Origin of the sequence: uncultured Aliivibrio sp. (genome assembly GCF_946479765.1) — a bacterium.
Taxonomy (GTDB): domain Bacteria; phylum Pseudomonadota; class Gammaproteobacteria; order Enterobacterales; family Vibrionaceae; genus Aliivibrio.
The window spans coordinates 1-19,172 of record NZ_CAMLHO010000023.1 but is presented as its reverse complement, the minus strand read 5'-3'; the positions used below and the strand labels follow the sequence as shown (position 1 = coordinate 19,172).

Below are 19,172 nucleotides of genomic sequence, written 5' to 3'. Positions count from 1 at the left end.
AGCGCTTAAGCGAATATAAAAAAGGTGGATACATTATCCACCTTTTTTGCGTTTTTAGTTTGGTGTTTTTTAGAATCTAAACTTTAAACTGATGCACGATATCACTTTGTTGGTGTGCTAATTCATTCAATGTAGAGCTGACATTAGCGATATCATTCATTGCGGTTTGGTTCTCTTCTGCAATGTGGCTGATGTCCTCTAAACTGCGTGCAATCTCTGTGGTGGTTGCACTTTGTTCGTTGGCTGCTTGAGATATATGGTTGCTCATGTGGCTTATCTCATCAATTAAGCTTTGGATCATCACCATCGCATTATTGGCTTCGTTGGTTTGCGTAACGCTTTGTTGCATATCCACAACACAACTTTCAATGACGGTTGTGGTGGTTTTAGAGCTTGATTGAAGGTTCGCTATCATGACTTCAATTTCTGACGTTGATTTTGCAGTACGCTGAGCAAGAATACGTACTTCATCGGCAACCACCGCAAAGCCTCGACCTTGCTCACCAGCACGAGCCGCTTCAATCGCCGCATTTAACGCTAATAGATTGGTTTGCTCTGCAATTTTATTGATCACATCCAAGATAGATCCAATTTCACTGCTGACTTTCTGTAAATTACCCACCGCTTGTACTGACTCATCAAGGCGGCTTGATAACTGTTCAATCGTTTGTAAGTTACTTTGCATAACCTGTTGACCATGCTCTGAAGCGGCTTCAACTTCTTGTACTTTTAATAGAGAACTTTCTGAGCTTGAGGCAACTTCTACAACCGAATGTTCCATTTGAGTCATCGCGGCCGCAACGCTAGTGGTTTTTTCTCGTTGATTAAGCAGTTGTTGTTTGGCTTTTTCTGCGGTTGAACTGTTATTTTGAGCGACTGTGGTTAACTCATCAGAGGCCGCACTTAATTGCAGTAACAATTTTTGTAGGTTGTCTGCCAAGGTGTTGATGTGACGAGAAACTCGGCTGAACTCCGTATTGTTTTTAGTTTCAATTCGTTGGGTCATGTCGCCAGAGGTTAATGACTCTAAAATACGTAACATATTTTTTAATGGAGTGCGTACTGATGAGGCAAGGTGATAACCAATAAAGGTAGAAAGTAATGAAACCACAATACCCAGAATCACGGCTTTATAGAAACTCTGCTGATAAATATCATCAGCCACTTGCAACGATTGCTGTAGATCTTGGTTTGCTAATTTATTAAACGAGGTTAGTAAAGCTAGAGCACTGTCAATTTGCTGAGCAAGATTAGATATATTGTTATACAGCGTGTCTTTGGCATTTAAGTAGGCAAAGTGGGTATTTAAAATCCCTTCTTTTTTACCAACCTCTAAGCTGAATTGATTGACTGATTTATCAAATATTTCTTTTAATTGTGGAAGTTGATTAATAAGGCCGCGATAAGCGTAATTCAAATGAGCGACGGCTTTTTTGTTTTGATTCACTGCTTTTTTTACAAACTCAACGTCATTGCTTGCTAATGCGTCAGAGGTGATTAGCTCGGCATCTTCCAATTTTACAAAATAGCTTTTTGCTATCATTTTAACCGCAATGCTTTCTTGGTCGTTCACATACTCTTTCATGCGTACGCTAAGCTCGGTATAAAGACGCTGAAAGTTACGGATAGATTTTTGTTTTGCATCCTCGGCAAGTAGCAATGCTTGGTAATTATTCATCGCCACTCTTGCTTCGTTGAAATAGGCTTGTTGAATAACAACGAGTTCAGATCGTTGTTGAGCCCCAGTGTTTTTTTGTTCTGCTACGTTAACTAAACGAGTGAAAGTGGCATTAAAGGTTTCTTCAGCAGCACTAAATTGCGCTCTTGATTGCTGCATTTGAGCAGCGTCACGGGTGGTTAGAAAGTCTTTAAATGATTTGTCAGCAGCCAGTAGAGAAACGCTGGTTTCATTAGATAGGCTAACTAAAGGCAAAGAGTCTGAAGAGACTGATTTCATTTGATTATGGATATTACTCGTTCCGTTGAGCATTAGAATGACGGTCGTAATAAACAAGATCACGATAAGTGAAAATCCTGCATACATCCGACGTACTACCGAACTGTTCATGTTCTATCTCTCTATAGTATAAATTGAATTAAGACTAGGGTAATGAGTCGATTAGTTGCGCAAGTCTTAATATAGTGACAGTGAACATTCATGATATGATTATTTTGAGGATAAAATTGCGAGTCTGTTTATAAAATTAATAATAAAAATAAATACCCCTCCAATAAACCGTGTGCCGTTTTATTAATTTGAGAAGGTTTTGTGTCTAACTTCATGGTCAAGTTATTGTTTTTGAGTAATTTGTGACGCATACTAAGATTAATGATGAAAAATAGAATATTTGGTAATATTGGAGAAGCTTCATGGCTGAAGAAACGATTTTTAGTAAAATTATTCGCAAAGAGATCCCTGCGGATGTGGTTTATCAAGATGATTTAGTTACTGCGTTTCGTGATATTAATCCACGCGCACCAAGCCACGTATTAATTATTCCTAATAAGTTGATCCCAACTACAAATGATGTAGAAGCAGAAGATGAGCTAGTAATGGGTCGCTTATTTACCGTGGCTAAAAAAATTGCGATTGAGGAAGGCATTGCTGAAGATGGATATCGTTTGATTGTAAACTGTAATCCACATGGTGGCCAAGAGGTATACCATATTCATATGCATCTAGTGGGCGGTCGTCCATTAGGCCCTATGCTGCTAAGTTAATAGATCTCTATAAAGGCTCCTATATTCCGGAGCCTTACTTTTTTCAACTGAGAGTTTTTCTATTTTAATGACGTCGATATTAAAAAAAACCATCGTACTTTCTTTCACTCTGTTGTTATCAGGGTGCGCCAATCTATCTGTTGGAAATTTATTTAGCCACTATTCTGCTCAGACGGATGAGACTTATCTGTTGGTAAAGAATGGCGAGGCTAAACAAGCGTATAGCGAGGAAGCCCCTGAAGTCGGTGGGCCTATCCTAGATAATCTAGAGCGCGGTCGAGTTGCCTTATTGAGTGAGCAATACGCTGAAAGTAAAGTGAATTTTGAGGGGGCAGAACAAGCAACCAGAATGCAAAGTGACCAAGCGGTGATTTCGGTATCAGATTCTGCTAATCAAGTTGGCTCTTTGGTAACGAATGATAACTTGATCGATTATAAACCCGCCGATTATGAATTGGGTTATTTGCATCTTTACCTTTCATTGAATTATTTAAAAAATAACGATTTAGAAGGCGCATTGATTGAAGTTAGAAAAGCAAATTACATTCAAGAGCAAGCCAAGAGAGATCGTGAGAAAGAGTTACAATCTGCTGAGAAAGAAGCAAAGAAAAAAGGGGTAGATGCTAACGTTGGTGCGATTTTAGCGAACTATCCAGACGTAGGTAATAAGTTGGCAGCGGTACAGAATGGGTATCTTTTCTATTATTCTGGTTTATTGTTTGAAACCAACCGAAATTACAGTGATGCCTATATTGATTATAAGCGAGCACTTGCAGTCGCACCCAATAATAAAACGGTGATTGAATCAGTCCAGCGATTAGCTCGCCGACTTGGAATGCGTAATGACATTGCACTATTAGAAAAACAGTATGGTGCGTATCAAGTGCCAAGTCGTACTGAAAGCCGTGTCATTATTATTGATGAGCAAGGTATTTTACCACAGCTCTCTGATTGGCGATTACGATTACCAATGTGGGATAGTCAAGGTAATTTCGTTCAATATAACCTAGCATTACCGTATTACAAAAAGATAAATCGAGATGTTTTTCTTCCACTTAATGTCAATAATACAGCAGTAAAATCAGATCAAGTGGCTGATGTTATGTTAATGGCTCGAAATGATCTCAATGAGCGTATTCCTGCAATGGTCATTAGACAAGCGTTGCGTGTTGTGGCTAAAGATGAATTACGAAAAACATCAAGAAACACCAAAGAAGAAGAGTTAGCTAATGCAGTATTAACTATCTTTAACTCATTAACAGAGCAACCAGACACGCGTAGTTGGCAAACATTGCCATCAATGATCAGTGTGACAAGCATGAATGTTGATGCGGGTGAAAACAAGATTCAATATCAAGGAAGTAAGCTCAACTTTACCGTCAAAGAAGGCCATACTGTGGTCGTTTGGGTATCAAGGCAAGGAAACGCTGTCACATGGTGGCATAAACAATTAGGAGAAATATAATGAAAAAATGGCTTATCGTTTTGCTATTACCATTGGCACTGGCTGCTTGTAGTTCAAGCCAAACTGCGGGTATTAGTGTTGATAGCAGTACGCAAAAAGTACTTTTTGGCGATAATGTACTTGGACACCGTTTATCAGTGGAGCAGATCAGTACTCAAGATAATAATGGTTTAGTTCGTGGTATTGTGTCAGTTACAAGTAAATTCACAGGGGATCAACAGCTTCAGTATCGTTTTTACTGGTATGATGCTCAAGGTTTAGAAGTGAATGGTTCTGATTCACCTTGGCGCACTTTTATTGTTCGTGGTTTAGATACCATGAGTATTCAAGGGGTAGCAATGAAGCCTGAAGCAACTCAATTTAGAGTTCAGATCCGTACATTAGAATAATTTAAAAACACTCACTAGAGGAAAATAAAGATGAAGAAAAGTGTAATTGCATTACTAGGTTTAGCGGTATTACTCGGTGGCTGTTCTAATAAAGTAAGCTACGGTGACGCTCAAGCAGTTGAAACAACAACAGTAGATTTTGGTTCAACTGATCTACAAAAGATTGCGGGAGAGATGACTGAGAGCATGCTTTCTTCTGGTGCTGTTGCCCAAATTACTCAAGGTAATCGTCCAATTGTTTTTGTTGAAAGCATTAAGAACAAAACAAGCGAGCACATTGATACAGAATCAGTAACTGACTCAATCAGTACTAAATTGCTTAACTCTGGTAAGTTCCGTTTTGTTGATATGGATCGTGTTGAAGCGGTTCGTACGCAACTGAATTTCCAAAATAATGATGAGCTAGTAAATCAAAATACTGCGATTCAATTTGGTAAAATGGTTGGCGCTCAATACATGCTTTACGGTAACCTGTCTAGCATCGTAAAAAATGCGGGTAGCGATAAAGACGTATATTACAAAATGACAATGCGTTTAATGGATTTAGAAACAGGCCTCATCGAGTGGGCTGATGAAACTGAAATCCGTAAACAGCAAGAGAAAAGCCTATTAGGTTGGTAATTACCCCAACTCTAATTTGAACATTTAACAAAGCCAGAGTAGGAAACTGCTCTGACTTTTGTGTGTATGAAAACTTATTTATTTTCTTTCAATCAAAGCTTGGGAAAAGTGACGGAAAGGAGTATAAATAAGGCTAGATAAATCAAAGAGAGAAATGCTATGAAACTTAACAAGTTAGAAAACAAAAATCGCCGTATTCGTAAAAAATTATACCTAGGTGAGTTTGCGCTTCTTGGTTTTGAAGTAAGCTGTGTTACTAAATTTAAAGACTTCGATCAGTATGATGTGTTTGTAGATGAATTCATTGATTACATCAACAGCATCGATTTATGCTTCTGTGGTGGTGGTCTTGAGCTATTTGAAGGCTTTGTATGTTCAGTTGAGCGTTACCATTCAGCAACAGCAGAAGAGCAGCTTTTAGTTGCTAACTGGCTAGACAGCCGTTCTGAAGTAAGTAAAGTTGAGATCAGCGAGTTACTTGACGCTAACTACCTATAAGTATTATTCGAACTTGCTCTGTGACTTATTTAGTCATTAAGACATAATTGATTAATAGAAATAGAAATAGAAATAGAAATAGAAAAACACCCTCATCCATTAGGTTGAGGGTGTTTTTTTGTCTATGGATAATTTATTTTGATTGATAAGCGTGATTTTAACTAACTTTAAAGAAGCTTACTTCATTTTTTAGTTCTTCAACTAAAGTAACCATTTCACGATTAGAGTCAATAGCATCATTCATTCCTGCTAAATTATCTACAACCATATTTTTAATATCGTTTACATTTTGAGCTATGTTTTGATTTACGGTGGATTGTTCTTCAGAGGTTGTTGCTACCGAAGAGTTAATATCAACAAGTAAGGATACTTTGCTTGATATATCATTGAAAGCACTTTCAATTTCATCTGAAATGACGGCAAGTTCGCTAGTTAACTGAACGTTACTTTCCATTGCCCCCGCCGCTTTCGTTGCTCCAGCCTGTAGTGTAGTAATGATATTTTGTATATCTTCAGTCGACGTTTGAGTTTTCACCGCTAATGCACGAACTTCATCAGCAACGACAGCGAAACCACGGCCTTGTTCGCCAGCTCGTGCGGCTTCAATAGCAGCATTCAATGCAAGTAAATTGGTTTGGTTTGAAATATTGCCAATAACATCTACAACAGAACTGATGTTATCAGACAATGTTTTAAGCTCTTCAAAAATACCCGCAGATTCTTTGACAGAAGATGATACTTGATTAACGATTTGTGATGATTGTTGTAATGTATTTAAGCTTGAAGACGATAGAGTTAGAGTTGCGCTGGTTTCACCTTCGGCTGTTAATGCATTAGCTGCAATGCTATGTGCAGTTGTTGCCATTTGGCTAATTGCGGTAGCTACCTGATCAATATGATGAAGCTCTGTTTCAGAACGGTTAACATTATGAGTAGCGATGATGGATATCTGCTCTTGATGTTCTGATAATTTGTTTGTAATGGCGCTAGTACTAACCATTACGGTATTAACACGATGCTGTAGCTGGGTTAATGAATTGGTGATTAGATCAATTTCATTGCCAGTTTTAGGTATATTGATTGATTGAAAATCCCCGTTTGCCATACGACCAATGCTATCAACAACAGTTTTAACGTGAGACAGTTCGTGACGTACAACAATAAATTGAGCAAGGGTTAATAGTACAGCAATAGTGATTAACACAGCAATTAAAGCGGTTTGTATACTTCTTGCATTGTCTGATGTCATTGTCTGGTTGGTGAAAATGTAACCAGTAACACCATGAGTAAATGGTGTTTTAAATAGGCTATATAGAGAACCAGAAGGGGTATCAAGAACCATTGGTTTGTCTTGAATTGCTTTATAGGTTGGTCGAACTTCAAATAAGTTTTTAGATAACCAGTCTTGAGAGCTATTATCTATAGCGATGATATAACCATCTTGAGTAGTTAGCGCAAATTCAATACCAGTATTTGGCATCAATGTGTTTAAATCGACAACGACAGCTAATACACCGACAACTTTTTTATTGAATAGAAGAGGAGTACTAACGGTCATTTCATATCCACCATCATTAGATAGATAAGGGTCAGATATGTTTGATATATTATTATCTCGTATAATAGTGTTAAACCATTCACGATTTTCTTTAATCGCATTAAAAGTAGGGTCCAACCATTAGCCGATACAGAAAATACATCGCCATTTAATTTAGTTAATATGACGTTCTTATAGGCTTTGTTTGCTTTTACGATATCATTTATGTTATTTAAAATTAGAGGTTCATTAAATGGTTCGTTAGGGTTGAGTTCTATCGCGGCAGATAAAGAGGACACTGTACCAAGTAGCCCATCAATTGCGGCGTTATAACTAGATTCAACGACATTTAAAGCTAAATCGTTTGCATGAGCCATATTTACCTCTTTATATTCCTTTAAGAATTTTTCAGAGGCGATAAGTGTAAGTGTTAAAATAATTAAGATAACAATACAAAAGATAGACGTGATTTTTTTTATCATTTAAATGATTCAGATTAATATGGTATTAGAATGTATTTTACATGTTATTTATTCTTATTCCATATTTATCTAGATTAAATGATCTAATTTTACTGGTTGGGAATCTGCTGTTATGTCTTTGTTTTAATTGGTTTTTTATTTATCGTTGCCAGCATTATAACAACTTAAGTTACATCAAGTTACATTAAGTCGTTATTATCTGCTTTGTTAGTAGATGTGTAAGTTAGTGGTATTTCAATTATTTCTTTACACAAACAATAATAGCATTACCTGAGTTATCATTTAATGGTATTATTTTTTCATAATCATGTTCAAATAAGTGAACCTCAAAGTAAGGTTCTAGCAGTGTTTGCAGCTGTTCAAAATCAACCGCAACCATTGGGTGCTTATCATCCCAAATTTCTGTCACGCCATCTGTTGTTTTTTCTATTTTAAGCAATAAGTGTTGTTGCTCACCTTCACCACAATAGTTCCAACCTGATTGGAAGGTAAATTGGCTACCTTCATGCTCTACGGCGTGTTTTACAAATGAGCGATTGTCGATTTTGTTTCTTGCTACAGAGTTAAAGCACAGTACGCCTTCAGCCTTTAATGCAGCATGAGCACTGGCAATGCATTCTGCCAGTTTTTCAATATTTGCATTGTAATGAATTGAATAAAGAAAACAGGTGATTAAATCTAAAGGTTCATCAACCGTAAAGTTACTCATATCATGTAAAATAAATTCAGCATCAGGGTTACGCAGCTTTGCAAGGTCAAGCATTGGTTGATTAATGTCTAAGCCTTTTGCTTGATATCCGTAGTTAATAAAATGTTTAACGTGTGGACCTGTGCCACAAGCTAAATCGAGATAATCTCTTCCTTGATTACCAAAGATTTGATGTATACGACGGACAAAATTACTTTGTTCTTGATAGTCGATATCAGCACACATTAAATCGTAATAGCCAGATAAATCAGTATATAAAGCGTTAGAGGACATCTCTCGATCCTAAATAACACCAGTCTACTTTAAGTGTATGATTAACCGCTTATTTGGAAAGGTATGTAATAAGTACGTCAGGTGAGAGCTGTATAATCGTTAAACCTCAAGAGACGCGTAGGCCGCGGATATTAATCCAAAAAATCAAGTTTGAATAGATATAATTACGAATAATGCAAAATCAATTTATGGCGTAATTTTGAGACAAAATCAAACGGAATACACAGTTGTGATAGACTTATCTAACACTATGTTATGTCGGTATTTTTTGAGCAGGACTATGGATATTAATTTTAATGAATTTGGATTAAACCTTCGTAAGATATCATTACTATCTGGTGGGTTAACCAATGCTTGTTTAAAAGTAGAAGCAAAAGAAGGAACTTTTGTTTGGCGTCCTGTTTCAGATCAAGCGAAGTTACTTGGTGCAGATCGAGATAAAGAACGTGACATCTTAATGGCGTTACATGCGGTACCTTTTACCCCAAGAGTACATAACTCGAATGAACATGGTTTATTAGTTGAATGGTTTGATGGGGAAATGCTTGCCCTTGATAAAGCTCAAAACGTTGCCGTTGAGCTATTAGTCTCCGTTCACCAACTGACAACAGATGACTTCACTGATGAGCTTAAAAATGATGTGATGAGTTTGAAATTACGTATTTTGAATTACTGGTCATCATTAGAAATAGAAAATCAAACAAGAGAAATGCAAACTTACGTTGATTATTTTTCTAAAAAAGAAGAACGGGCTTTGTTTACACCTTGTTTATGCCATTACGATATTGGCGCTTATAATATAATTGTAAAAGAAGAAGGCCATGGCCTAATTGATTGGGAGTACGCTTCTATCGGTGATCCGAGTCAAGATTTAACTACGATGATTATTGCGAATCAATTTGCTGTTGATGAGGTTGTTTTTAATTACTGTCGTCAACGTAATTTTGACATCGAACCTTGGCAAAAAGCGGTGGCCTATTGGACGCCTTGGGTGTGCTTTATGGGGGCACTATGGTTTTCGCTAGGCCATCAATTGCTCAAAGACCATTGTTATCAAGAGTTGGCTGAGCGAGAAATGAACAAGCTAAAGAAATTATTACCTTTAATTCAGAAATAAATCAGTAATAATCTAGGGTAGATCACTGTTCTCATTATTGCTCAAGCTAAGGGCTTTAAAACCTTATTTTTCATGGTAGATTAAATTTACTATATGGAAAATTCTTATTCAGGAACAGGGGGAATACATGATTATTTACCTTCACGGCTTCGACTCAACCAGCCCGGGTAATCATGAAAAGATTATGCAGCTTCAGTTTATTGACGAAGATGTGCGTTTTATTAACTACAGCACTTTGCATCCTAAACATGATATGCAGTATTTATTAAAAGAAGTCTATAAGGTTATAGAGCAAGCTGGTGATCCAAATCCTATTATTTGTGGTGTTGGTTTAGGTGGTTTTTGGGCTGAACGCATTGGTTTCTTATGCGGTATTCGCCAGGTGATTTTTAATCCTAACTTGCATCCAGAAGTGAACATGGAAGGTCGAATCGACCGGCCTGAAGAGTACACAGATATCGCGACCAAGTGTATTGAGAAGTTCCGAAATAAAAACAAAGAAAACTGTTTATGTATTTTATCGAAAAGTGATGAAATCCGTGATAACTCAGCGACGGCAATAGAGCTTGAACCTTATTATCAAATTATCTGGGATGAAAACGAAACGCATAAGTTTAAGAAAATCTCTCAGCATCTACAGGCAATGAAAGCCTTTAAAGAAGCAGAAACGCTGATTTAGTGCCTGTTTTTATAAATTCGATGTAAGAATAAAAAGCCTCAGTAACATAATAAAAACCTCACAATATCGTGAGGTTTTTTGATCTAAACCAAAGAAACGATCTCCTGTTACAAAATAATACAATTTTCCCATTTATTTCACACCTCAAAAGAAATCTTCTATATAACATCTATATCTGCTTGATAACATCTGAAATAGGGAGATATAATGCAAAAAATAATGAAAAGAAGCATACAGTGCTCATTTTTAAATTTTTTGATTCGATATGTTCGGATTGATCCCCTTTTTATTCTTTAGAGGAAAATTGTAATGACTAAAATTGTTATTGTTGGTGGTGGAGCTGGTGGTTTAGAACTTGCTACTAAATTTGGTCGTACACTAGGTCGCAAAGGCCGTGCAGAAGTAACCTTAGTTGATCGTAAAACAAGCCACTTATGGAAGCCATTGCTGCATGAAGTAGCGACAGGCTCGTTAGATGAGGGTGTTGATGCTATTAGTTATCGTGCTCATGCTAAAAATCATTCTTTTGATTTTCAAATGGGCAGTTTGTGCGATATCAACCGTGACCGCAAATTTATTACTCTAGCTGAAATTAAAGATGAACATGGAGAGTTACTCATCCCAACAAGAGAGATTGAGTACGATTATTTAATCCTTGCGATTGGCTCTACGTCGAATGATTTCAATACTCCAGGCGTTCGTGAAAATTGTATTTTCCTTGATAGCCCAGAGCAAGCGCATCGCTTCCGTACGGAAATGAACAATCAGTTCTTAAAACTTCATATGCATCCAACACAAAAAACCGTTGATATAGCGATTGTTGGTGCAGGTGCAACGGGTGTTGAGCTTTCTGCTGAGCTTCATAATGCGATTAAAGAGCTACGTTTATATGGTTTTGGGGATTTAGATTCTGCAAAATTGAATGTAAGCCTTGTTGAAGCGGGTGAGCGAATTCTCCCTGCTCTGCCTCCTCGTATTTCGTCTGCTGCGCACAGTGAGTTAACAAAACTGGGTGTAAACGTTAGAACGATGACTATGGTAACTAAGGCAGATTCTGAAGGTTTACACACTAAAGATGGTGATGTTATTCCAGCTCAAATCATGGTGTGGGCTGCGGGTATCAAAGCGCCAGATTTTATGAAAGACATTGCAGGGCTTGAAACAAACCGCATTAATCAACTTGTCGTTAAGCCAACACTGCAAACGACTCGTGATGACGATATTTTTGTTATTGGTGATCTAGCATCGTGTGAAAAGCCAGAAGGCGGTTTTGTGCCACCTCGTGCGCAAGCGGCACATCAGATGGCAAGCCATGCATTTAAAAATATCGTTGCTAAGATGACTGACCGCGATATGAAACCGTATATTTATAAAGATCACGGTTCTTTAGTGTCGTTAAGTAACTTCTCAACGGTTGGTAGCTTAATGGGTAATCTAACTAAAGGCTCTATGATGGTTGAAGGTCGTATTGCGCGTATTGTGTATATTTCACTATACCGCATGCACCAAATTGCATTGCATGGTGTCTTTAAAACAACCTTGATCATGTTAGTTGGCCGAATTAACCGAGTACTACGTCCGAGCTTAAAACTTCACTAATTTAAGCCATTTTAAAAACAAATCGGTAAGAAGGCAGAAATACTTTGGTGTTTCTGCCTTTTTTTATGATGGAATAACAAAAAACGTGCGCTAACTCACCATAAATCATTTATAATGCGCGGCTAAATTATTGTTCACTGAATACATAGACTATTCGCTTAAGGAATCCACTTTATGTCATTTTCATCTCAAGGTTTCGCACCTGAAGTCGTAAAAGCATTAACTGAATGTGGTTATCAGAAATTAACCCCAATCCAGCAAAAAGCTATTCCTTTGGCACGTAAAGGTCATGATATTCTAGCAAATGCTCAAACAGGTACAGGCAAAACTGCCGCGTTTGCATTGCCTGTGATTCAGCTATTACTTGATTCGAAAAAAACAGCAACGCGTCGTTCAGCTCGTGCGTTAATTTTGGCTCCAACTCGTGAGCTAGCAGAGCAGATCGCATCAAACATTGCTGACTACACAAAATACACAGCATTATCTGTAACCGCGGTATTTGGCGGTAAAAAAATGTCTTCTCAAGAGAGAGCATTGGATCCGGGCGTTGATATCTTAGTGGCGACTCCTGGTCGTCTTCAAGAGCACATCGAAGAGGGTAATATCTCTATCGCTAATCTTGAGTTTTTAGTGTTTGATGAAGCAGACCGCATGTTAGATATGGGTTTTGTTAACGCAATTCGTAATATCATGATGGAAGTGAACTCAGCACCACAAATTATGTTGTTCTCTGCGACGTCTTCAGCGCAAATGAATAAATTAGCTAGTGATATATTACGTCGTCCAAAGCGTGTTTCGGTTGACCGTGAAAATATGACGGCATCGACTATTGCTCACGTTGTTTACCCAGTAGACGAAGAGCGTAAAACAGAATTATTATCAGAACTGATTGGACGTAAAAACTGGCAGCAAGTTCTGGTATTTGTAAACTACAAAGAAACGGCAAATAATATTGTTAAAGAGCTTAAGCTTGATGGTATTAAAGCGGTTATTTGTCACGGAGATAAAGCTCAGAGTGCTCGTCGTCGTGCATTAGAAGAGTTTAAAGAAGGTAAAGCTCGTGTAATGGTTGCAACGGATGTTGCTGCTCGTGGTCTTGATATTGTCGATTTACCACACGTAATTAACTACGATATGCCTTTCTTAGCAGAAGATTATGTTCACCGTATTGGTCGTACTGGCCGTGCTGGTAAAAAAGGTCATGCGATCTCTTTTGTTAGTCGTGAAGAAGAGTTAACAGTGGTTCAAGTTGAAACGCTAATTCAGCAACGTATTCACCGTGTAGTTCAAGCGGGTTACGAGCCTAAGAGCCGTGATGCTTACATTGAAAAAGTGAACACGAAAGCTGGATTTAAAGATCGCAAAGGTCGTACGAATAATGCAACGAATGTGAATCAAGATCAGTCTTCAGCAGAGCGCCGTATGCGTTTGAAGAACGTAATTCAGAAGAAAGCTGGTATAACTAAGCTTAAAAAGTAGGATTAAAAATGGAACGTGATTACACTTTTTCTTGCTTGGTAACAATGCCACGTCATGATCTTGAAGAGTTCAGCCACCGTGTGATTAGTCGCATGGTTCCTGAAGAGACAATAAAAGAGATCTTTACGTTTGAACAAGAAGAAGTAGCCAATCAAGATCGTATGCAAACGGCTCAATTAGATGCCATGCTTCGTCTTGCTGCCGTTGCTCTTGGTGAAGTGACTCACGCATTTTCTGAGTCTGAAAACTCACAACAAAATAGCTTACGTATGATGCGTCTTGTTTTGTGGCATGCTTATGCAATGTTATTTAATTTAGAAGAAACAGTATCGTTAGAAGAGCATTGTGAATTGGTTGAGAAAATCTTAGTTAAGCCACCAACAGATGCGTTGAATTGGTTACCAATACTCTCTAAATTACTTGGTGATTACGCCGCAATCGCAGCGAAACAAAAGTAACGCTATCAATAAATACAAAGCAAGTAAGTTCAAATTATAAAAACGCCAGTGGTTATTATCACTGGCGTTTTTTATTTGGGCTTTTAATATGCATGTTATAGGGGGAAGTTATAACATTACTTTAAGATTGGAGACTCTCTTCTTCAGTATCAATTTGGCCTTTATTTTTTGATTTCACAATAACAAGACCGGCAATAACCAGAGCTGAAACCACACCAGTAATGGTTGATAGTATCATTGGTAAACCAAAGCCTAGTTGACTGTTACTTAGAATGAACGTAATACAAACGCTTGTCATAAATATCGCAGGTACAGTTGAAACCCAATGCAGTTTATTATGACGAACCAAGTAAGCCGTTGCAGTCCATAACATCATTACCGCTGTTGTTTGGTTAGCAAAACCGAAGTAGCGCCAGATAATACCGAAGTCAACTTGTGTTAAGACTGCACCAAGAACAAACAGTGGAAGCGCCATTAATAGACGGTTACGAAGTGTTTTTTGTTCCATATTGAAATATTCAGCAAGGATTAATCGGCTTGAGCGGAATGCAGTGTCACCCGATGTGATTGGTAGGATAACAACACCTAAGAAAGCGAGGATGCCACCAAACGTACCCAAAAGACCAAATGAAGAGGCATAAACGACGTTTCCAGGGCCCCCATCAGCAACAGCAGCTTGAAGCGCTTCCATCCCATCAAAGAAAGACAGAGCGATAGCACACCAGATAAGAGCGATAATGCCTTCACCAATCATTGCACCGTAGAATACGAAGCGACCATTCTTTTCATTTTCCATGCAGCGTGCCATAAGAGGGGATTGTGTTGCGTGAAAACCAGAGATAGCACCACAAGCAATGGTGATAAATAGAGCAGGCCATAATGGTAAATCGTTCGGGTTCATGTTGGTAAACATTTGGCTCGGTTCGTAGCTACCAAGAACTGAGTGATCACTTGATAATGCAATGGCTGAAATTAGGCCAACAGACATGAAAATCAATAGAGCGCCAAATAATGGATAGAAGCGACCGATGATTTTATCTACCGGCACGATCGTCGCCAAGATATAGTAACCAAAAATGATAACAACCATTGATGTCATCGTGACACCTAAATCAAATTGGTCATTCATTAGGTTTGTTAGCATACTTGCTGGAGCAGAAACAAAGACAACACCAACAAGAAGAAGTAGAACAATCGCGAACACATTCATAAAGTGTTTTGCGCCATTGCCTAAGTATTTTCCGGTAATCGTTGGTACTGAAGCCCCACCATTACGAATAGAAAGCATACCAGAGAAGTAATCGTGTACTGCGCCTGCAAAAATACAACCAAGTACAATCCATAACATAGCTGCAGGGCCGTAAAGGGCACCCATGATTGGGCCAAAAATTGGACCGACACCTGCAATGTTTAGAAGTTGAACCAGATAGACTCGTGGTGTCGACATTGGAACAAAATCAACGCCATCAGTTTTAGTATAAGCGGGGGTTTTTCTGTCTTCTTTGATGCCGAAGATTTTTTCAATAAAGGCACCATAGATGAAGTAACCACCGATAAGTGCAGCGACGCAAGTTAGAAACCAAATCATAATTTATTCCTTGTTTGAATTACTGGTTAATTAAATAAACAAATTGATATGTTGGTTATCATACTGATGGGCGTAAAGAGTTCACGCCCTGAAAAGGTGAGTGGTTGTGATAAGAGGCTAAGTGGTGTTATTTAATGTTAAGTGGTTTTTGGTTCGTATTAAGTGGTGAGAATCTATGACATTCGATTAACTTTGAATGCCAAGGCGCTCTTTAATTTCTTTAAGATAACGTCGGCTGACTTGGGCTACGTGACCGCTTTGCGTTACAATGTCACTTGTGCCATTGTCATGCAATTTAATCTCTCTAATGAAATGGGGATTAATTAAAAATTGGCGGTGACAGCGGATCAATGGCGTTTTTTCTTCAAGGACTTTTAGAGTCAGTTGAGTGCATGCTTTTTCTGTTTTTGTCAGCAACTCAACCCCAGATGCTTGAATGCTAGCCACTTCAATATCATGAGAGGGCAAAAGAAGAATGCGGTTGTGACCAGAGCAGGGGATCAATTCAATCTCTGTTTGAGCAATAGGGGATAGGTCTTGTTTTATGTCTGCGGCTAATAATCGCTTTACGGTTTTTTGAAGGCGACAAGGTTCAATCGGTTTAAGTAGATAATCAAAGGCATTATCTTCGAAGGCTTTTACGGCAAACTCATCATAAGCGGTAACAAAAACCACATTCGGCATGCTCTCAGGAGCTAACATACTGATCAGCTCCATTCCTGTGATCTTAGGCATTTGAATATCAAGAAAAACAACATCAGGTTTGAGTCTGTTTATTTGTTTTAATCCATCAATGGCATTGCCGCACTCTGCAATAATATTAATGTGACCAATCTCATTTAATTGTTCTATTAACTCTTCGCGGGCAAATAGTTCGTCGTCAATCACAATGGCTTTAAGCATGATGCATCGTCTCTAATGGTAAGTGAATAGTGGCTTTGGTTTGTTGGTTTTCAATGCAAGACATTGTTAACCCAAACGCCTCACCAAATTGATTTTTTAATCGTTTATCAACAATGTTTGTTCCTAAACCATCGCTGTTTTTCTGTTCAACGTATAACCCTGCATTATCTATGACTTCAAGAATAATTTGATGATGGGATAAATAGGCTTTGATCGTGATCTCTCCATCTTCAAACATATTTGATGTTCCATGTTTAATCGCATTTTCAACCAAGGGTTGTAATGTAAAAGTGGGTAACTTAAGTTGATTCAGCTTCTCGTCGACGTCCACCGTCACTGTCAGTCGATCTGCAAAACGAGCGAGTTCGATTTCTAAATAAGATTGTACGTGATGTAATTCTTCTTTTAAGGTGACTTGCTCAAAGTTCTGTTTTAAATTTTGGCGGAAAAATTGAGATAAATGCTGAATAAGCTCTCTCGCTCGATTTGGATCGCGGCGAATAACGGCACTAATGGTATTTAATGCATTAAATAAGAAGTGAGGGTTTACTTGAGCTTGTAATAAACGCAGTTCAGCTTGAGTTAGTAGCGTTTGTTGTTGCAGGTATCGACCAGTTAGGATCTGGTTTGATAGCAGTTTAGCAATACCTTCACCTAATGTTAGGTTGATATAGGAAAATAATTTCAGTTTTGGTTCATACAGTTTAATGGTGCCAATAACCTCATTATTTGCCCCAATAAGCGGAATAACCAAGGCAGAACCAAGTTTGCATTTATCATTAATTGAACATTGATAGGGGTGTTCGTCACCATCGATGTACATTACTTTACTTTGTGTTATTGCTTTTCGTGTGTAGTCAGAAGCGATAAGGGTTCCTGGTAAATGATGGTCGGCACCGATACCAATAAAGGCCAATATTTTTTCTTTGTCTGTAATTGATACTGCACCGACCCCGGTTTCTTCATAGATAATTTGTGCAATTTGTTTGCTGTTTTCTTGGTTAAATCCTTGGCTTAATATCCCAACCGAGCGTTGTGCAATATTAAGCGCTTTATTAGAGAAAGCCGCAGAGTATTTTTCATAAATGGCTTTTCTATCTTGGATGATACTCATGAACATGGCAGCACCAACCGAGTTAGCAACAATCATTGGCAAGATAATAGAAGAAACAAGTGCATAAGCTTGATCAAAAGGCTTCGCTACAATAAGAATGATCGTCATTTGTAGTAATTCAGCGATAAACGCAATCATTAACACGGTTCTTGGTCTAAATAGCTGTTCAATTTTATTTTTTCTAACGAAGTATAAATGGAACAAACCACCAAGTAGTCCTTCTGATGTGGTTGATATAGCACAAGCAAGGTCGGTGAACCCGCCCATAGAATAGCGATGTAGACCACCAGTTAGTCCAACAAAAAAGCCAACGAAAGGACCGCCAAGAACCCCCCCCATTACCGCGCCAATAGCCCGAGTATTTGCGATAGCATCTTGAATAGCAAGACCAAAATAAGTACCAAGAATACAGAAACCAGAAAAGATGATGTAACAAAGAAAGCGGTGGCTCCAGCGTCCTGAAATAGTGGTTATAGGCAAAAACAAGGGTGTTTTACTGAGTAGATAAGCCAGTACAAGGTAAACACTTAATTGTTGTAAAAGGGAAAACACCAATTCCATGACGGCTCTCTATAAATAAAGCAGGAGTTTGTAGTGTAATTGGAAATAGATAGGGTGTCTAAATAGAAGGCGGAAAACTGAGTGTTATCAATTATAAAATAGGTACAAAATGACTTAAATGTAAGAATGCAATAAGTGAAATGTAAGATTTCATTATTGGTAGTTGTGATGTTGAGCACGTATAAATAGAATGCTTATCCTAAACATTTTTTTAATCATTACACTTTTTTTTGAGGCTCCAGCATGTCAAATAAACTTGCGAATCCAGCACCATTAGGCTTAATGGCTTTTGGTATGACAACTGTGTTATTAAACCTGCATAACGCTGGTTTCTTTCCTTTAAATACTGCGATCTTATCAATGGGTCTTTTTTACGGTGGCATCGCGCAAGTAATTGCAGGCATCATGGAGTATAAAAAAGGTAATACATTTGGTACTACAGCATTCACTTCTTACGGTTTCTTCTGGCTATCATTAGTTGGTCTAATTCTTATGCCTGAAATGGGCCTAGGCCAAGCAACATCACCTGCTTTCATGGGGTGGTATCTTGCAATGTGGGGTGTTCTAACATTCTTCTTATTCTTAGGTACGTTCAACTACCCACGCGCTAAGCAGGTTGTATTTGGTAGCTTAACTATTTTGTTCGCATTGCTTTCAGCTCGCGATTTTACTGGTAGTGTTTTAATTGGCCACATGGCTGGTTATGTTGGTATATTCTGTGGTTTAAGTGCAATGTACTTCTCTATGGCTCAAGTAATTAATGGTGAGTACGGTCGTACTGTATTACCTGTTGGTGAAATGAAAGCGAAAGAAGCAGTAACCGTTACAGCATAAGTTTTTGCTTATAACTGCCTGTTTGTAGAATAAAAAAAGGCCGCTTACTAATTATTAGTAAGCGGCCTTTTTTTGTATTTAATGCTTTTATTTTTTTTATTGGTATAGGCTCAATAATGCTTCTTGGGTGTTTGCTCTTTTTCTT

Annotated in this window: 18 protein-coding genes; 11 read left to right on the top strand and 7 right to left on the bottom strand. The window is 38.1% G+C overall.

The annotated features are described in order from the left end of the window. Nucleotides 1-76: 76 nt before the first annotated feature. Nucleotides 77-2,068 (bottom strand): methyl-accepting chemotaxis protein, encoded by a 1,992-nt coding sequence (locus tag Q1K78_RS10300; protein ID WP_300177842.1) that lies wholly within the window; start codon nucleotides 2,066-2,068, stop codon nucleotides 77-79. A gap of 302 nt (nucleotides 2,069-2,370) precedes the next feature. Between Q1K78_RS10300 and hinT the strand changes: the two genes are divergently transcribed. The 5 genes from hinT (at nucleotide 2,371) to Q1K78_RS10275 (ending at nucleotide 5,694) form a co-directional block, all read left to right on the top strand. Continuing rightward, nucleotides 2,371-2,721, top strand: a complete 351-nt coding sequence (hinT, locus tag Q1K78_RS10295) for a purine nucleoside phosphoramidase (RefSeq protein ID WP_060990770.1) — start codon at nucleotides 2,371-2,373, stop codon at nucleotides 2,719-2,721. Between the two features lie 67 nt (nucleotides 2,722-2,788). Continuing rightward, on the top strand, nucleotides 2,789-4,186 hold the full coding sequence (locus tag Q1K78_RS10290; RefSeq protein ID WP_300177836.1) for a hypothetical protein: 1,398 nt from the start codon (nucleotides 2,789-2,791) through the stop codon (nucleotides 4,184-4,186). Then, a complete protein-coding gene (locus Q1K78_RS10285) occupies nucleotides 4,186-4,575 on the top strand; it encodes a YcfL family protein (RefSeq protein ID WP_300177832.1) in 390 nt (129 codons plus the stop codon). Before Q1K78_RS10290 ends, Q1K78_RS10285 begins: the two co-directional genes overlap by 1 nt. 30 nt (nucleotides 4,576-4,605) lie before the next feature. Next, complete coding sequence (gene lpoB / locus Q1K78_RS10280; RefSeq protein WP_300177829.1) at nucleotides 4,606-5,196, top strand: penicillin-binding protein activator LpoB; 591 nt, start codon at nucleotides 4,606-4,608, stop codon at nucleotides 5,194-5,196. Between the two features lie 159 nt (nucleotides 5,197-5,355). Then, on the top strand, nucleotides 5,356-5,694 hold the full coding sequence (locus Q1K78_RS10275; protein WP_300177826.1) for a YggL family protein: 339 nt from the start codon (nucleotides 5,356-5,358) through the stop codon (nucleotides 5,692-5,694). 157 nt (nucleotides 5,695-5,851) lie between these two features. Here the strand turns inward: Q1K78_RS10275 and Q1K78_RS10270 are convergent, their stop codons facing one another. The 3 genes from Q1K78_RS10270 to Q1K78_RS10260 form a co-directional block, all read right to left on the bottom strand. Further along, entirely contained in the window at nucleotides 5,852-7,252 is a 1,401-nt protein-coding gene (locus tag Q1K78_RS10270; RefSeq protein WP_300177823.1) for a methyl-accepting chemotaxis protein, read from the bottom strand. Continuing rightward, nucleotides 7,249-7,608: a hypothetical protein gene (locus Q1K78_RS10265; RefSeq protein WP_300177821.1), complete on the bottom strand. Its 360-nt coding sequence runs from the start codon at nucleotides 7,606-7,608 to the stop codon at nucleotides 7,249-7,251. The genes Q1K78_RS10270 and Q1K78_RS10265 overlap by 4 nt, the downstream gene beginning before the upstream one ends. Before the next feature lie 343 nt (nucleotides 7,609-7,951). Beyond that, nucleotides 7,952-8,695, bottom strand: a complete 744-nt coding sequence (locus Q1K78_RS10260; RefSeq protein WP_300177818.1) for a class I SAM-dependent methyltransferase — start codon at nucleotides 8,693-8,695, stop codon at nucleotides 7,952-7,954. Nucleotides 8,696-8,975: 280 nt separating this feature from the next. Here Q1K78_RS10260 and Q1K78_RS10255 point away from each other — a divergent pair, with 280 nt between their 5' ends. From Q1K78_RS10255 to Q1K78_RS10235, 5 genes are all read left to right on the top strand, one after another. Then, complete coding sequence (locus Q1K78_RS10255) at nucleotides 8,976-9,812, top strand: phosphotransferase (RefSeq protein ID WP_300177815.1); 837 nt, start codon at nucleotides 8,976-8,978, stop codon at nucleotides 9,810-9,812. A 127-nt stretch (nucleotides 9,813-9,939) separates the two neighbouring features. Further along, complete coding sequence (ycfP, locus tag Q1K78_RS10250; protein WP_300177811.1) at nucleotides 9,940-10,491, top strand: alpha/beta hydrolase YcfP; 552 nt, start codon at nucleotides 9,940-9,942, stop codon at nucleotides 10,489-10,491. A gap of 309 nt (nucleotides 10,492-10,800) precedes the next feature. Next, a complete protein-coding gene (locus Q1K78_RS10245; RefSeq protein WP_300177808.1) occupies nucleotides 10,801-12,090 on the top strand; it encodes an NAD(P)/FAD-dependent oxidoreductase in 1,290 nt (429 codons plus the stop codon). Between the two features lie 174 nt (nucleotides 12,091-12,264). Next, nucleotides 12,265-13,569 carry a DEAD/DEAH box helicase gene (locus tag Q1K78_RS10240; RefSeq protein ID WP_300177806.1) on the top strand — a complete coding sequence of 435 codons (1,305 nt, stop codon included), beginning with the start codon at nucleotides 12,265-12,267 and terminating at the stop codon, nucleotides 13,567-13,569. Between the two features lie 8 nt (nucleotides 13,570-13,577). Beyond that, nucleotides 13,578-14,027 (top strand): exoribonuclease R, encoded by a 450-nt coding sequence (locus tag Q1K78_RS10235; protein ID WP_300177803.1) that lies wholly within the window; start codon nucleotides 13,578-13,580, stop codon nucleotides 14,025-14,027. A 121-nt stretch (nucleotides 14,028-14,148) separates the two neighbouring features. Here the strand turns inward: Q1K78_RS10235 and Q1K78_RS10230 are convergent, their stop codons facing one another. The 3 genes from Q1K78_RS10230 to Q1K78_RS10220 form a co-directional block, all read right to left on the bottom strand. Next, on the bottom strand, nucleotides 14,149-15,615 hold the full coding sequence (locus Q1K78_RS10230; protein WP_300177800.1) for a carbon starvation protein A: 1,467 nt from the start codon (nucleotides 15,613-15,615) through the stop codon (nucleotides 14,149-14,151). Nucleotides 15,616-15,801: 186 nt separating this feature from the next. After that, a complete protein-coding gene (gene btsR / locus Q1K78_RS10225; protein WP_300177797.1) occupies nucleotides 15,802-16,518 on the bottom strand; it encodes a two-component system response regulator BtsR in 717 nt (238 codons plus the stop codon). Next, nucleotides 16,511-18,193: a sensor histidine kinase gene (locus Q1K78_RS10220; protein ID WP_300177794.1), complete on the bottom strand. Its 1,683-nt coding sequence runs from the start codon at nucleotides 18,191-18,193 to the stop codon at nucleotides 16,511-16,513. Before Q1K78_RS10220 ends, btsR begins: the two co-directional genes overlap by 8 nt. A 243-nt stretch (nucleotides 18,194-18,436) precedes the next feature. Here Q1K78_RS10220 and Q1K78_RS10215 point away from each other — a divergent pair, with 243 nt between their 5' ends. Beyond that, the gene (locus Q1K78_RS10215) at nucleotides 18,437-19,027 is read left to right on the top strand and encodes an acetate uptake transporter (protein WP_300177791.1); all 591 of its coding nucleotides are present in this window, start codon (nucleotides 18,437-18,439) and stop codon (nucleotides 19,025-19,027) included. The last annotated feature ends 145 nt before the right edge of the window (nucleotides 19,028-19,172 follow it).